The 13,919-nt window shown below is 68.5% G+C and carries 13 protein-coding genes and 4 pseudogenes; 4 read left to right on the forward strand and 13 right to left on the reverse strand.

What is annotated here, in order from left to right:
* Positions 1–257: 257 nt before the first annotated feature.
* A pseudogene (locus C3488_RS36825) lies at positions 258–451 on the forward strand (IS5/IS1182 family transposase); the annotation flags it as partial.
* Positions 452–489: 38 nt separating this feature from the next.
* Here the strand turns inward: C3488_RS36825 and C3488_RS36830 are convergent.
* The 3 genes and pseudogenes from C3488_RS36830 to C3488_RS42800 all read right to left on the reverse strand — a co-directional run.
* Positions 490–1,203: a VOC family protein gene (locus C3488_RS36830; RefSeq protein WP_103845216.1), complete on the reverse strand. Its 714-nt coding sequence runs from the start codon at positions 1,201–1,203 to the stop codon at positions 490–492.
* Positions 1,149–2,522, reverse strand: a complete 1,374-nt coding sequence (locus tag C3488_RS40000) for a transposase (RefSeq protein ID WP_258053878.1) — start codon at positions 2,520–2,522, stop codon at positions 1,149–1,151. Before C3488_RS40000 ends, C3488_RS36830 begins: the two co-directional genes overlap by 55 nt.
* 241 nt (positions 2,523–2,763) lie before the next feature.
* Positions 2,764–2,898, reverse strand: a pseudogene (locus C3488_RS42800) (transposase); the annotation flags it as partial.
* Between C3488_RS42800 and C3488_RS40945 the strand changes: the two are divergent.
* Positions 2,867–3,007, forward strand: coding sequence for a hypothetical protein (locus C3488_RS40945; protein ID WP_181139348.1), 141 nt, complete (start codon positions 2,867–2,869; stop codon positions 3,005–3,007). The pseudogene C3488_RS42800 and the gene C3488_RS40945 sit on opposite strands and share 32 nt — an antisense overlap.
* Positions 3,008–3,255: 248 nt before the next feature.
* Here C3488_RS40945 and C3488_RS36840 read toward each other — a convergent pair whose 3' ends face one another.
* Positions 3,256–4,269, reverse strand: a complete 1,014-nt coding sequence (locus C3488_RS36840) for an NAD(P)-dependent alcohol dehydrogenase (protein WP_103845217.1) — start codon at positions 4,267–4,269, stop codon at positions 3,256–3,258.
* 112 nt (positions 4,270–4,381) lie between these two features.
* Here C3488_RS36840 and C3488_RS36845 point away from each other — a divergent pair, with 112 nt between their 5' ends.
* On the forward strand, positions 4,382–5,176 hold the full coding sequence (locus C3488_RS36845) for a helix-turn-helix domain-containing protein (protein ID WP_374955488.1): 795 nt from the start codon (positions 4,382–4,384) through the stop codon (positions 5,174–5,176).
* A gap of 188 nt (positions 5,177–5,364) precedes the next feature.
* On the opposite strand, the gene C3488_RS36850 is transcribed toward C3488_RS36845, so the two are convergent.
* The 5 genes and pseudogenes from C3488_RS36850 to C3488_RS36870 form a co-directional block, all read right to left on the reverse strand.
* Positions 5,365–6,150: an IS701 family transposase gene (locus tag C3488_RS36850; protein WP_374955489.1), complete on the reverse strand. Its 786-nt coding sequence runs from the start codon at positions 6,148–6,150 to the stop codon at positions 5,365–5,367.
* Between the two features lie 138 nt (positions 6,151–6,288).
* Positions 6,289–7,080 carry a site-specific integrase gene (locus C3488_RS36855; RefSeq protein WP_258053879.1) on the reverse strand — a complete coding sequence of 264 codons (792 nt, stop codon included), beginning with the start codon at positions 7,078–7,080 and terminating at the stop codon, positions 6,289–6,291.
* 427 nt (positions 7,081–7,507) lie between these two features.
* Positions 7,508–8,440, reverse strand: a complete 933-nt coding sequence (locus tag C3488_RS36860; protein ID WP_103845219.1) for an aldo/keto reductase family oxidoreductase — start codon at positions 8,438–8,440, stop codon at positions 7,508–7,510.
* 28 nt (positions 8,441–8,468) lie between these two features.
* Positions 8,469–8,879, reverse strand: a complete 411-nt coding sequence (locus C3488_RS36865; protein WP_107528765.1) for an aldo/keto reductase — start codon at positions 8,877–8,879, stop codon at positions 8,469–8,471.
* A 536-nt stretch (positions 8,880–9,415) separates the two neighbouring features.
* A pseudogene (locus tag C3488_RS36870) lies at positions 9,416–10,473 on the reverse strand (IS1380 family transposase); the annotation flags it as partial.
* 17 nt (positions 10,474–10,490) lie between these two features.
* Between C3488_RS36870 and C3488_RS36875 the strand changes: the two are divergent.
* Positions 10,491–10,790: a DUF6233 domain-containing protein gene (locus C3488_RS36875; RefSeq protein WP_258053880.1), complete on the forward strand. Its 300-nt coding sequence runs from the start codon at positions 10,491–10,493 to the stop codon at positions 10,788–10,790.
* Between the two features lie 844 nt (positions 10,791–11,634).
* Here C3488_RS36875 and C3488_RS36885 read toward each other — a convergent pair.
* The 4 genes and pseudogenes from C3488_RS36885 to mobF all read right to left on the reverse strand — a co-directional run.
* Positions 11,635–11,832: a hypothetical protein gene (locus tag C3488_RS36885; protein ID WP_103845222.1), complete on the reverse strand. Its 198-nt coding sequence runs from the start codon at positions 11,830–11,832 to the stop codon at positions 11,635–11,637.
* 71 nt (positions 11,833–11,903) lie between these two features.
* Positions 11,904–12,056 (reverse strand): hypothetical protein, encoded by a 153-nt coding sequence (locus C3488_RS40950; protein WP_181139349.1) that lies wholly within the window; start codon positions 12,054–12,056, stop codon positions 11,904–11,906.
* A gap of 560 nt (positions 12,057–12,616) precedes the next feature.
* Positions 12,617–13,096: a hypothetical protein gene (locus tag C3488_RS40300; RefSeq protein WP_146068006.1), complete on the reverse strand. Its 480-nt coding sequence runs from the start codon at positions 13,094–13,096 to the stop codon at positions 12,617–12,619.
* Positions 13,097–13,188: 92 nt separating this feature from the next.
* A pseudogene (gene mobF / locus C3488_RS36895) lies at positions 13,189–13,919 on the reverse strand (MobF family relaxase); the annotation flags it as partial.

Consider the following 13,919-nt stretch of genomic DNA (forward strand, 5'->3'; position numbering starts at 1 on the left):
TGCTCTGACCGCATAGGTTCACCGGCTTGCTCAGCGGCTCCGGCTGACAACGGCCGATCGCTGCGGGAACAGCGGACAGACAACCGAAGTCCCCGCAGTCATCTGCGGGGCCCCGGCGTCGTCAGTGGTGGAACAGTCGCAGACCCGTGCGTGTGAGCGTGATCTGGTGCTCGCGGCAGGCGTTCTCTGCCTCGCCGCACCCGACGGATCCGCCCGGCTCGGCGATGTGTCCAACGCCGTGGCGGTGGGCGCGGATCGACCTGGCCGCCAACCGCAAGAAGCAGGGCAGCAAGGGCGGACGGCCCGTCAGCCACGATACCGAGCTCTACAAGGACCGGAACACCATCGAGCGCCTGATCAACAAGCTGAAGGCCTGGCGAGGCCTCGCAACTCGCTATGACAAGACCCCGCGAGCTACCTGGCCGGCCTCTACCTTCGCGGCGCAATGATCGACTCTGCTGCGCAATTCGGCTGGTGTCGGCTTCGGCTTCACCGGCGCGTGAGCACGCGGAACTTGTTCCCGTCGGGGTCGGCCAGCAGCACTGCGCCGTCCTCGCCGTGGGCGGAGTCGAGACGCTTCGCCCCGAGGGAGAGCAGGCGCTCGACCTCCGCTTGCTGATCGCCGTCCGGCGCGAGGTCGAAGTGCAGGTCCTTGCCAGGGTCCGGCATCAACGGCGGACCTCCCCACGTGATCTTCGTACCGCCGTTCGGTGACTGGATGGCGGTCTCCTCGTCCTGGTCCCAGACCAGTGGCCAGCCCAGCGCCTCGCTCCAGAAGTAGCCCACGGTCTGCGAACCATCGCAGGCAAGCGCTCCGATGAAGCCACAGCCGGCGAGGAAATTGTTGCCCGGCTCGATGACACAGAACTCGTTGCCCTCAGGGTCGGCGAGCACCACATGGGAAGCGTCCGGCCCCTGGCCGACGTCGGCGTGCTGCGCGCCGAGGTCGAGCGCCCTGGCCACGGTCTCCTGCTGGTCCTCCAGGGAGGAGCTGGTCAGGTCGAAGTGCAGCCGGTTCTGGGCGGTCTTCTGCGCCTGGGAGGGACGGAAGCCGAGGCGGTAGCCGGCGTCATTCCCGGACGGCAGGGCGATGCCGTCGTAAGAATCGTCCGTTCTCTCCAAGCCCAGGACGCCGGACCAGAAATGCGTCAGGCGCTCGGGTTGGTGCGCGTCGAAGGAGATTGCTGAGAGTCGGCTGCCCATTGCACCACGCATCCTCGGTCCGTCGAGTGCCCACTGTCGGCACAGCGCCATGTCAGCGCCTCGAACGAGGATCCTATGAGCGGGCCAGCCTCAGTTGCAGCCGAGTATTCCGCGGCCCCAGAGCCGGAGCCGCACCCTTCGGGGTTTGGGCTGCGAGTTGGTGGCTGAGGCAGGTGAGTCTGCTGGATCCGGGGTGTGAAGGACGGTTGCTTGGGGTTCCAGTGGGCCTCGAGGCGGATGACGTTGACGGCGGTGGCGGAGAAGGCGTGCTGGAGGCGGACCTTGGGCAGGCCGCGGTAGCGGGCCCGGCGGAGGCCGGTGACGTCGAGGGCCTGGTTGATTGTGCCCTCGATCCCGGCGCGGAGGGCGTATTTGGTCTTCCAGGTCTTGGTGGGCTGCTCGGCCCGGGCCTCGGTCAGGGTCTCGTGAAGTTCCTTCGGGCGGAGGCTGAGGATGCGGGTGCCGCGTGCGGAGGTGGTGCACTTGTCCTGGACGGGGCAGGCGTGGCAGTCGGTGCGGGCGAACTGGACGACGATGGCGTCGCGGCCGTGCTGCCGGACGGGGAACCAGCCGGTGCTGGTGCGGCCTTGAGGGCAGCGGGCCTGGCGGACCTTCCAGTCGATACGGAAGGCGCTCTTCTGGAAGCCGGCGTCGGCCTTGGCCTGTGGTGAGTGGTCGAGGAGGGCCGGGGTGACCATGGCTATGCCCTGCCCCGCGGCCTCATGGATGAGGTCCGCGGACGGGTAACCGGCGTCAAGGTAGTGCTCACCTGGTGTGAGGCCGCGGCCGGTGAGGTTCTGCTGGACGGGCCGGGTGGCCTTGACGTCCGGGACGCTCGCCTCGGTGGTGAAAACGTCCGTGATCAGCCGTAACGGCAGGACTTCGGCTTCGGCTTCGGCTTCGGCTTCGGCTTCGGCTTCGGCGGAAGTGTCGCAGGTTTCGGTGAGGTGGACCTTGTAGCCGAGCCAGAACAGGTCGTCGCCCTTGGCCGCCCACCGCGCATCAGGGTCGTAGGGGGAGGCCAGGCGGAGATGGCCGGGCGGGACGCCCTCCTTGTCGGCCTCCCGCTTCACGATCACCTCCCGTCCCCGCGCGTCGGTGGACACGTAGTAGGTCTGCACGAGCATCCTGCGCAGGAACGCGACCGGCTCGATCTCCTGCAGCCACCCCGGCGCCCCGGGAGCCCAGACCGCCCGGCAGAGCGTCAGCGCGTCCTGCCCGAACACCACGGCCAGCCGGTCCCGCTTCGACTTCGACGACGGCATCGTCCACCCGTTGACGCGTTCCTCGCAGCGGTGCGCGAGCTCGGGAATATCCACCGCGGTCGGCCAGCCAGCCCCCAGCCGCGACCGCAAGGGCCTCCAGTGCCGCCCGTACGCTCTCACCGGCGAGTTCGGTCCGGTTCAGGTCACGGACCGCGCTGATCACATGGGTGGAGTCGGTGCGCTGCTTGCCGCCGGCCCCGACCAGGCCCTGCTCCCGGCAGACCTCCAGGAGCCGGTCGAACACCACCCGCTCCAGGCCGTGCTCGGCCAGCCGGGTCCTGAACCGGGACAGCACGCTCGCGTCGAAACCGGTATCGGTCAGCTCCGCGCCGATCGCGTACTTCCAGTCGATCGCGCGGACCGCCATCACGGCGGCCTGCCGGTCGGTCAGGTTCTCCGTGAACTGCAGCACCGTGATCAGCGACAACACCGCCGGCGGCAGGCCCGGCGCCCCACGGCGTCCGAACGCCTCGGTGAACGGCTCGTCCGCGAACACCTCACCCAGCCGGTCCCGCACCCGCATCGCCAACGTCCCATGAGGGAACGCCGCCCGAGCGACCGCCACAGTCTGTGCCGGAATCCCTGGCAGCCCCTTCGGCTGCAACGACATGCACTCCACCCCCTGCGGCCCACGACGCGACCAGAGCCACAGAGGCGATCATGCCGTACCCACGACACTCACCCAGCCGAATTAAGCAGCAGAGTCATGATCTGGATCAAAGACCACCAGGACCGTCGCTTGATCACGACCAACTACGCGCCCGACCCCAGGCTCGGGTTGCCCGGCTCAGTCGATACCGACCACCACCTTCCCGAACGCCTGACCGGAAAGGTAGTAGGCGAAGGCGCCACGGGCCTCGGTGAACGGGAAGACCCGGTCGATCACCGGGCGGATCGCGTTCACGTCGACGGCGCGGACCAGGTCGGCCAGGTCCGCCCGGCTGCCGACGAAGACCCGGCGGATGGTGGCCATGGTGCGGGCGTAGGTGGCGGTATCGATCCGCAGATAGGGCTCGGTGGCGCCGCCGCCCAGCATCACCACCTCGCCGTACAGCGCGGAGGACCGCATCGACTGCTCGATGGTTGCGGGGCCCATGGTGTCGAGGACCAGGTCCGCGCCCTCGCCGCCGGTGAGTCGGCGCACGACGGCGCTCCACTCCGGTGTGGTCGCGTAGTTGATGACGTGATCGGCCCCCAGCGTCTTCAGCCGCTCGGCCTTGGCGTCGCTGGAAGTGGTGCAGATGACCTGGCAACCGGCCGACTTGGCGAGTTGGAGAGCGAACAGCGAGACGCCGCCGCTGCCCAGGGTGAGCACCGTACGGCCCGGCAGCAGCCCCTGTCCGCCGGTGAGCGAGGTCCAGGCGGTCACGGCGGCGCAAGGCAGGGTGGCGGCTTCGGCCCAGTCGAGGGAGTCGGGTACGCCGACCGCCCACTCCTGGTCGAGCAGGGCGTACTCCGTGAGCATGCCGTCCAGGGTGTTGCCGAGCTGGTCGTACAGGTCCGTGCTGAGCCGGCCGCCGCGCCAGCGCGGCCAGTAGCTGCCCACCACCCGGTCGCCGACCCGGAACCGGGTGACCCGCTCCCCCGCCGCGACGACCTCGCCCGCGCCGTCGCTGAGCGGGATCACATCCGGGCGGATGGGCAGCGGGTAGCGGCCGTGCAGGATGAGCGCGTCACGCTTGTTGAAGGCGGCGGCGCGGACCCGTACCAGGATCTCCTCCGGGCCGGGCGTGGGGATCTCCCGTTCACGCAGCACGAATCCGTCGATGCTGCCCGGGGTCCGCAGGTGGTACGAGCGCATGGCTGATCCGATCTCCAGGTGACGGTGGTCGCATGGATCGTCGGGCGCCGTGAGCCGCCGCTCAATTCCCTGGCGGGAATGGCCACGCGGCGTGCCGCTGCGCTAGAACGCTCTGGTGAGCGAATCGGTTCCCGCAGCAGTCGACCCCGCCGACTTTCCCGCCCAGGTGCGGCGGTGGCGCACCCTACGTGGTCTCAGCCAGCTGGAACTGGCCCACCTGGCGGGGACCACGCAGCGGTACCTGAGCTTCATCGAACGCGGCCGCTCCCAGCCGGGGCGGGCCATCGTGCTGCGCCTGGCCGCATCCCTCGGGCTCACACTGCGTGAACGCAACGGACTGCTGCTCGCGGCCGGCTTCGCCGCGCAGTATCCGGAGTCCGCGCTGGACGCACCGCTGCTTCGGCCGGTGCACGAGGCGCTGCGGCGCATCCTGGACGGCCACCTGCCGTACCCCGCACTGGTGGCCCGTCCGCACGGTGACCTCGTGGCCGCGAACCGGGCGTTCGACGTGCTCACCGAGGGCGCGCCACCCGAGCTGCTCGAACCGCCGCTGAACGTCTTCCGGCTGGCCCTGCACCCGGACGGCATGGCCCGCCGAGTCGTCAACCTCGCCGAGTGGGGCCGCCACATCATCGAGAACCAGCGCGCCCGGGCCCGCCAGCACCAGGATGCCCAACTGGCCGCACTCGCAGAGGAGCTGACCGGCTACCTCCCACCCGTCCAACCCGCCCAGGACCACCTGGGATTCGCCGTTCCGCTCCGACTGCGCTGCCCCGAGGGCGAGCTGCGGCTGCTGACCACCCGCACCACGTTCGCCACCGCCGTCGACGTCACGGTGGCGGAGCTGCACCTGGAGGCCTTCCTGCCCCTGGACGAGGAGTCGGCGGCGATCCTGCGGGCGCGGTGAGTCAAGTCAGGCGGTCCACCGAGTGCACCCGGGACCACACCTTGATCACGACTGGCTGCGCGCCCTAGTACTCCCGCCGTAGATGGTGAACTTCATGGCTGGAGTATTAGAAGGGCGGCCATTTCGAACCGGGGGTAGGCGTGCCCTGTGCCCGGTTCCGGCCTCGCATTTGCAAGGGCCAGCGCTGGTCAATGACGACTGCAGCCTCCTTGCAGGCTTGGCAGGCGTCGTCCCATCCCGGAACCCACGGGTACGGCGAGGGCGACGGGCTGCCTGTGGTCGTCAGTGCTGGTGCGCACCCAGGCCCAGTCGTAGTAGCGGGGACCTTTCGCCCCGAGGCCGGCGCTCTGGCGGTGCCAGGCGGAGGCAGGCAGCCGACCGGCGACCTCGTCCGCACGGATCGCGGTGCGGTCCTGGTTGATGCGCACTCTGGTGGTGCAGGAGACCGCCAGCACGTAGCCGACCTCGCGCGCTTCCAGCCCGGCCCGCAGGCCGGGGTCCTGACCGTAGGCCTCGTCCCCGGTCACCCACGACGTGCTCACTCCGGCGTCCAGGGCCGCCGCGATCATCTGCAGGGCGAGGCGGGGCTTGGTCGCGAAGGCGATGTCCTCGGGCACTCCAGCCTTGTGGCGTCGTTCGGCGTCCTGACACCACGTGATTTCGGGCAGGTAGAGTCGACGGTCGATCAACGCCCGCCCCCTGCTGGAGGCGTAGGCGAGGAAGACGCCGACCTGGCTGTTCTCGATCCGTCCGGCGGTACTGGTGTACTGCCGCTGGACGCCCGCCGAGCCACGGCCCTTCTTGAGGAAGCCGGTCTCGTCCACGATCAAAGCACCCTCATCGGTGCCGAGATGTTCCACAACGTAGCGGCGGACCTCGTCCCGGACCGCGCCCGCATCCCAGCGAGCGCTCCGCAGCAACCGCTGCGTCGCTCCGAAACGGGCATAGCCCGCATGCTCGGCCAGCCGGCGCACGATCTGCTGCAGCTTCTGCCCCTCCTGGTCGGTCAGCCTGCGCGCACGGACAGGCTCAGCCACCGCGCCTCCAGCGCTCGGATCGGACCTCACCGCACATCCAACCGTCACGACCACCAACCCGGCGAACCTATGCGGTCACAGCACTAGCCAACCTTCGCGTTCGGCCTCGGTGATGCGGGCCAGAAGGTTGTCGCGGATCTCGACCAGGCGACCGCGCTGGTCGGGGTCGGGGCGGAGCATGGAGCAGCGGATACAGGCGTGTTCGTGGATGCAGGAAGTGCCGAACGATCGTCCGCAGATGCCGATCAAGAGCTTTTGCTTCTCGAAATGTCTCAGGAACTGTTCCCACTCTTCGGCGGTGGGCGTCCGGTACTCTTCCGTGGGTCGTAAGGCTCGGCGGCAGGCGATGAAGGCTCGGTGGACTTCGATCGCGTCGTGGTAGATCGCGTTGTAGCCCATCGTGGTGTTGATGTCCTTGTGGCCGCAGATGATCTGCGTGATGTACGGCGACATGCCGTTGGCGATGGCGTCGGTGGCGAAGATCCGACGGAAGTCGTGCGGCTGGAAGCGCAGGGGCTTGCCGTTCTCGTCGATCAGGCCGGTAGCGAGCAGGGCCTCGTTGAGGGCCTTGCGGATGCTGGCCGACGAGACGGGCCAGCGGCGGCCGGCGGATCCCCACTGGAACAGCAACGGCAGGGGTGGGTTCCAGAGCCTTTCCCGGTCGTCGAACGATGCCACCAGGGGGATTGCGCCGGAGCGGTCACGAACTCGCCAGACGATCGTACTCAGGACGTCGGCGAGTTCGGGGCTGACAAGCAGTGCTCGCTGCTCGTCGGTCTTCGAGGGCGCGATCTGCAGCAGCGGGACAATTCCGCCGGTGCTGGGGAGCGTGTATTGCGTGATGCTGTGATGGCTGGTCTCGAGCATTTCCTCGATGCGGACGCCGGTGTGGCGGAGGAACTCCCACTGCGGCCCAGGCCCAGAAGGCCCGGTACTCGTCTTGGGTGAGGTTGCGGCGGCGTCCTTGCTGGTCCCAGGCCGATCGGGTGAACCGCGTGACCCGTGCGGCCGACGACTTCGGCTTGATGAACGTCTCGCCGAGCACGGTGAACTCCCTGCATGGTTCGGCGTGTTGTAGGGCTTCCAGCCAGACAGCAGTCGGGACCCAGCATGACTGACCACCCCGCGACCGTCGGCTGATACGACGAGCTTGGGACGTGACCCGGTAGTGTGCACGCAGAAGGTGCCTTCCTTCTGTGGTGACAAAAGCCCTAGACAAGCCTCATCATCCCAGTTAGAAGGCACTTTCGCGTCAGCTCAAGATCCGGACGCCACCGCAAGTGAAACGCGGAGGTTAGGGCACTTTGTATCCGGCGGCACGGAACAGTTCATACCATTCGGATCGGGTGAGCGGGATGTCGGAACCGAGCGCGGCGGCCGTGACGCGTTCTGGCGTGGTCGTGCCGAGCACGACCTGTATCTGCGCGGGATGGCGCGTGATCCAGGCGACCGCGATCGCCTCGGCCGGCACGCCGTATTTGTCGCTCAGCCGGTCGATTACGGCGTTCAACTCGGGGAAGCGTTCGGAACCGAGGAACGGGCCGTCGAAGAATCCGGCCTGGAAAGGCGACCACGCCTGAATGGTGATGTCGTGCAGGCGGCAGTAGTCGACGATTCCGTCATCACGTACGACCGACTGATCGAGGCCCTGCATATTCGCGGCGACGCCCTGCGCGATCATCGGGGCGTGAGTGATCGACAGCTGCAGCTGGTTCGCCACGATTGGTTGCGTCACGTGTTTGCGCAGCAGGTCGAGTTGTCGGGGGGTCTGGTTGGAGACGCCGAAGGCGCGGACTTTGCCTGCCGCCGACAGCTCGTCGAAGGCACGGGCCACCTCCTCCGGCTCGACGAGAGCGTCGGGACGGTGCAGCAGCAGGATGTCGAGATAGTCCGTGTCCAGTGCCCGGAGTGAACCGTTCACGGACTCGATGATGTGGTGATGAGAGAAGTCGAAGTATGACGCGTCCTTGACGATTCCGACCTTCGACTGAATGACGAACTGCTCACGCTCCGCCGGGCTGAGTTTCATGGCTTCAGCGAACCGACGCTCGCAACCGTGGTCGTCCGAGCCGTATACGTCGGCGTGATCGAGGAACGTGATGCCGGTGTCGCGTGCAGTGTTCACGAGCCTGCGCACCGCCTCGTCGGTCATGTTCTGGATGCGCATCAGTCCTAGAACGACGTTGGGGACCACCATGTCGGTGCCGGGCAGGATGAAGGTCTTCATGTGACTCTTTCGCTGTGACTTGAACGTTTCAGACCGAAGGAGGTGCGAACTGGTCGGCTGTGAGCTCGAGATCGGCCGCGGCTGCGAAGTCGCGGATGCTTTCGGAGCTCGAGGCCCTGGGGATCGGGATGACGGCGGGCGCGAGCGCGAGTTCCCAGGTGTGCGTGATTCGGTGGACGTTGGTGCCTGTCTCGTTGGCGGCCTGGTGGATCGCGCTGTGGCGTTCTGCGTGACCCTTCGCGTTCGCGATACCGCCGAGCGGGCGCCAGGGCAGGAAGGCGAGGCCGAGCTTGGCGCAGTGCTCGAGTTCTTCCCGGCTGGAGCGGAAGCGGGCGAGAACTGGTCCTGAACCGACACGAGCCGACCGCCGAGCAATGTCGATCTGTGCGACGGCGGCGTTTGAGATTCCGGCCATCATGACGACATCCTCGTCGAGCAACTTCCGTATTTCACAAGGCCGATCGCGTCGACGCCGAGCCGGTGGGCGGGCCGATCGCGGAGACGTTCCGGTCGCCGGGGATGCGATGCCGCATGAGCTTCCTCCTCTCCGACGCCTTGGCGAGTTCGCGGTGCTGTGCGACGTCGCGTGCTCACTCTAGAAATGGCCGATCTGGAAATCCAACAGTTGTTGGTTCTGATATTGAGAACTGTGGGCTCTGAATAGATCTGCGCCAGACGGTGTGCGTGCCTGCGATCGCTGAGTGCGCGACTGCCGTAGCGGCCGCCCCCTGCGCTCTGCTCCCCCTCCAGGGCAGGCCGAGGTTGGCGGAAGACGACATGTCGCATTCGCCCTCATCGAGAGTGCCTCCCTAACCTCGATCTTTCGTGAGGGTCCACCGACGGAGTCGGTGGGCCCTTTCGCTTTCCGGAGCTGGTGGTGGGCAGGCCGGCGGCCCGGCTGTCGCGTCGGGTGGGCGCCGGGTTCCACTGCCCGGGATCGGGTGGTGCTGTCGTCGGGACGGTGGAGATTGCTGGTCAGCCGGGGCTGGGCAGGAGCGCGAGCCGTTCGAGGGCGATGGTGATCTCGCCGGTCCAGGGCCAGTGCTGGGTGAGGCGAAGAATCCTGCGGCGACCGGTGGTGACGAGCTGAGCGGCCGCGGAGAACAGGCGGAGCCGTAGTCGGCGGGGCTCCCAGAGCCTGGCCGTGCCGGTCCGGGCGAGCATCGGCATCCAGGCCAGCAGGTCGAGAGCGATCTGCACGATCTCCAGCCAGATTCGGTTCTGGGCGGTGCGGTGCAGGGGCAGGTTGCGCAGGCCAGTGGCCCGGGCGGCCCGGATCCGGTCCTCGGCCCGGGCCCGCAGCCGATGGCGGAGCTGGAGCTCGGCGATCGGCCGGTGGGGGGTGCTGGTCGCGAAGCAGGTGATCCGCATGCCGTGCGCGTCCGTGATCCGCAACTGGGCACCAGGATGGGGCCGTTGTTTGCGGTGATCATTCGCATGCCCTTGGGCCAGCCGTCCAGGAGTTTGCCGGTGAGCTCGGCGACCCAGGCCCCGTCACGGGCCTCACCGTTGGTCTCGACGGCCGGGGTCCAGGCTGAGGCGGGGATCTTCAGCACGTGTTCGTGGATCGCTTCGGTGATCACCATGCCGACCGAGTAGGACAGCCATCGGCCTCGCGTGGCAAGCCAGGACACGAAGTCGTGGGTGCCGCCCGCTGAGTCGGTTCGGATCAGGGTCTGCCGCCCTCGCCGGTAGTGCTTCGGCAGTTGGGCCAGGGCGAGTTGCGCGGTGGTGATGTGGCCGGCTGCCGTGTTGGAGCCCGCGTTTCCAAGCCGGAGCAGGGCGGCGACGGGCTCGCCGGTTCCGCCCGGTCCGTGGTCGACGAAGGCGGTCAGGGGGTGATGGCCGTAGGTCTTCTTCCAGGTCGCGGCCGCGTCCTCCTTGTCGGAATGCGCGATCACGAGGACACCGTCGAGATCGACGATGACCTGGCCGTCTGCGTCCGGGGCGTTCTGGCCGGCCAACGACCAGGCACGGTTACGGCATTCGGAGCGTGCGGAGCGGATGGCCTGCAGGGCTTTCTCGCCGGAGGCGTTTCGCGCGGCGCGTCGTGGTGCAGCAGGCTGTCCGGCAGCTGCGGCTCATCGATCGGTGGATCGCCGATGAGGAGCGTCGCGAGGCGGAGCGGCGCAAAGGTGAGGAGATGCGGCCGACCCCGCCGGACTGGCTGATCCAGTACGGCCTCAACCGCGCGAATGTGGACGCGGTACACACCGGTGACTGCGGGACGGCGGCCAAGACCGGCCGATGCCGGCCGGCCACCCGGCAGCAGGCGATCGATGCTCTGCGCCAGCAGGTACCCCCATGCGTGCACTGCCGGCCCGACACAGCTCTCGGCATCCTCGACTGAGACGAGAAAGCCCCGGCCAGTGTGCTGGCCGGAGCTACCCGCAGAGCGATGTGATCGTGAAGGGCGGTCGCCTACGCGGCGAAACGCTCTCCAGGGCTTCAGCCGAACGATCGTCCCTGCAGGCAATAGACGAGGCCCGGGGACACTGTCCCCTTCACCATCACGCCCTGCTCAACCATACCGGCCCGGCGAGCATTCCCGGTGCTCGTGCGGGCCGGCACAGAAATGGAACGGCCGCTGGCCAGTTCAGGGTGCGCGCAGCGCATCGCGTAAGTACCTCTTCCTGGCCCGGCACGACGGGAGTCGCCCTGGTCGTTTCCGACAATCACCATCACCGGGCCGGCCATGCGCTGCCCGGCCGGCTCAGTGCTGAGGATGATCGCTCTTGGACAGGTAGAGGGGACTGAGCTGCGACCAGTAGCCGTGCACGAGGTCTTCGGCCTCCCGCACCACCCGCTGGGGGCATGGCGCCTCCGCCGGCACGCGTTTCTCGGCTTGGACCGCGGTAGAGCCAGTGCGCCGCACACCCCTCAGCACCGTCCAGCGCGAGAGCGGGCGGGATACGGCAGCAGTGCCCGGCCTGCCGGTTCGGCCCGCCAGGCGCCATCGCGCGAGCAGTATCGCGGCCACCAACGACAACGCGCTGGCGGCATACACCTGATGACCGGCCACTGGCTCCTCCTGTCGAATCCCCGTACGGACCATGCCGGATTCGTGTGCCCCGGTATCGCATCATCAACGTCACCGCTGGGCCAAAAAACCCTCACCCGCCATCGCCGACTCCTGGTGGCCAGCTTGGTCGAAGCGGTGACCGGAACGGGGCGGCCCCGGGGGCGGGCGCCGGTCAGGCGGCGTCGGGCCGCCGCCGACTGGCCTGGGGACGCGTGAGGGGTCCTTGCTTTCCGCCCTGGATAAGGTGCAGGTGCCGGGGGTGGGCGTGGCGGGGTGGCTGCGGGGTTCGGGTCAGCCAGTCCTCGACACGGTTCATGCCGTACAGCAGTACGGCCACCAGTGGCAGCAGCAGGCTGGAAACGATGACCATGGTGTCGGGCTCCCTCACGGCAGACTGCCGTTGACGGGTGCCCGTGCCGCGCCCGGTCGAACGCCCTGATGTCACAGGGGCCGGCGTCCGGCGAGCTCCCCGCCTGGGCCGTCCATGAGGGCGATGCGTGCGGTGATGCGTTCGCCGACCGGCTCCCGTCGTTGGCTGCCCTGGGCGTCGGTCGTGATCGGCCGCACGACCACCCTCGCCCGGACGGCACGCACGGCAGCCGCCGTCCTCTTGCTGCCGGGCGGCGCGGCAGGGGAGGACCCTGTCGCCGCGGCCGGCGACCTGGAATTACGACTGCGCGTCCGCAGGGGGTGGCTACATCGGCGTCAGCTTGTGTCTCATGCCGGTGGCACCGAGGGGCCGCGCCAGGGATGGGTCCACCAACCGATGCCTACTGGGCCCTCACTTTCAAGTAACCATCATTGCCGCTAGCTTTCATGAGGTGACACGCGACGAGGCCCGGCAGGCGGAGGTGGTCCACCGTCCCGGGGACCCGCCGGGACCGCCGCTGCATGTACAGGTCGGCGACGAGATCGTCATCATCTTGTATGGGTCACCCGCATACGGATGGACGCCAGTCGAGGTGGTCGCAGGGCCCTTGACGGTGATCGCGTCCGAATCGACGGACGGAACTGTACGGGCCACGGTCAGGGCGGTCGGTGCGGGTGAGGCGGAGCTGCGGTCGACGTCGTCGTCTCGCGGGGACCGGTTCGGGCCGCAGACGCGGCTGTGGCGGCTGGTGGTCAACGTGGGACCGTCGTAGGCGTACGACGTGTTACGGGACCACGGTGAGGGTCAGTCGCCAGGCCCGCGAGGGTGGACCGTGCGGGTCGGGAGTGTAGGTGTAGGCCGAGGTGAGGGTGGCGGTGCCCGCAGTGGCGTCGCGTGCGGTGGCGCACCGGGTGCCACCGGGTGCCGGGTGGTCGTCCAGCACGGTGACCGTCTTCGCCTGCGAGCTCGTGACCGGCGCCCAGCGGTAGTTGGCCGTCGGCTTGAGGGTGATGCGGATCGCCGTGCCGACGTGGACGCAGGCGCTGTGCAGGGGGTTGTCGGCAGGCGGATAGCGGACCGTGACGGTGCCGCTGAGGCACAGGCGGGTAGAGCTGCCGGCGGTGGCCGACGGCCGAACTGAATCAGAGGCCGACGGCGACCTCTTGGCAGGCTCGGTGGCCCCGGTTCCGGACGCGCAGGCAGCGGCTGGAACAATGAGTGCGGCAACGGTGAGCGCACTGACTCCGGTGCGGCGGTGTCTCACAATGCCCCCGAACGGAGTTGGGAAAGGCCGGCGGTGAGACGCGGCCGAGGCGCTATCCGTTCCCCGGTCCGGTGGCCGCTCACGGCGCGCCCCGTGCACTTGGGCGGGCGGGTCTGGTCGGCGGCCTGGCAGTCCAGCGCGTAGGTGGCCCGCTCCCCCGGCGGGTGCCCGTGCGTCTCCTCGTAGCCGGCCGTGAGGATGGGCAGGGCGTCCGCGATCTGCTGACGGCGGGTGGACTGCCAGCCGATGAGCCGCTGGTCGATCCCGGCGATCTCCATGACGGGCCTGCGGCCGGGTGTCACCTGGCGGGGCTCCCACGCCCAGCCGAGCCGGGCGGACACCTCCTCCATGAAGTAGAGGGTGTAGAGGGTGTCGGCGGCGACTATGTGGGTCAGCATCGAGTCCGCCGACAGGTTGCCCCACGTCCCCTTGTCGTCTGGCCGCCGGGCGCGGATCGACACCACCGCCCATGATCGTGGAGAAGCGGCTTCGACTCGGCAGCCCGGGACTCGTAGTGCCGGAACACCGCGACGATCAGACCGCCCCGGACCGGCTTGCGGACCTTGCCACCGCTCCACCAGCGGATCTGCGCAACCACATCCTCAAACCACGCCAGCGTCTTGTCCCGGGCGATGTCCTGGCACAGCTCCAGCACCAGCCGGGTCTCGTCATCCCCCAGCGCCCACGCGATGTGCGCCGTAGACGGCGCCCGGAACGTCAGGTCAATGGCCAGCCAGGGCGTCCGCTCCTTGGCCTTGTCGGTCTTGGGCGAGCGATTGTGCTCGATGGGCCTGCCCACCCCCCCCCGGCGCCGTCGCCGGAT

This window comes from Streptomyces sp. Ru72 (assembly GCF_002920635.1).
GTDB lineage: Bacteria > Actinomycetota > Actinomycetes > Streptomycetales > Streptomycetaceae > Streptomyces.

Bases quoted from the DNA above. Each gene is read 5' to 3' on its own strand.
- C3488_RS36860 (WP_103845219.1), bottom strand. From the start codon at position 8,440: ATGAAGACCTTCATCCTGCCCGGCACCGACATGGTGGTCCCCAACGTC.
- C3488_RS36830 (WP_103845216.1), bottom strand. From the start codon at position 1,203: ATGGGCAGCCGACTCTCAGCAATCTCCTTCGACGCGCACCAACCCGAG.
- C3488_RS36885 (WP_103845222.1), bottom strand. From the start codon at position 11,832: ATGGTCATCGTTTCCAGCCTGCTGCTGCCACTGGTGGCCGTACTGCTG.
- C3488_RS36855 (WP_258053879.1), bottom strand. From the start codon at position 7,080: ATGCTCGAGACCAGCCATCACAGCATCACGCAATACACGCTCCCCAGC.
- C3488_RS36840 (WP_103845217.1), bottom strand. From the start codon at position 4,269: ATGCGCTCGTACCACCTGCGGACCCCGGGCAGCATCGACGGATTCGTG.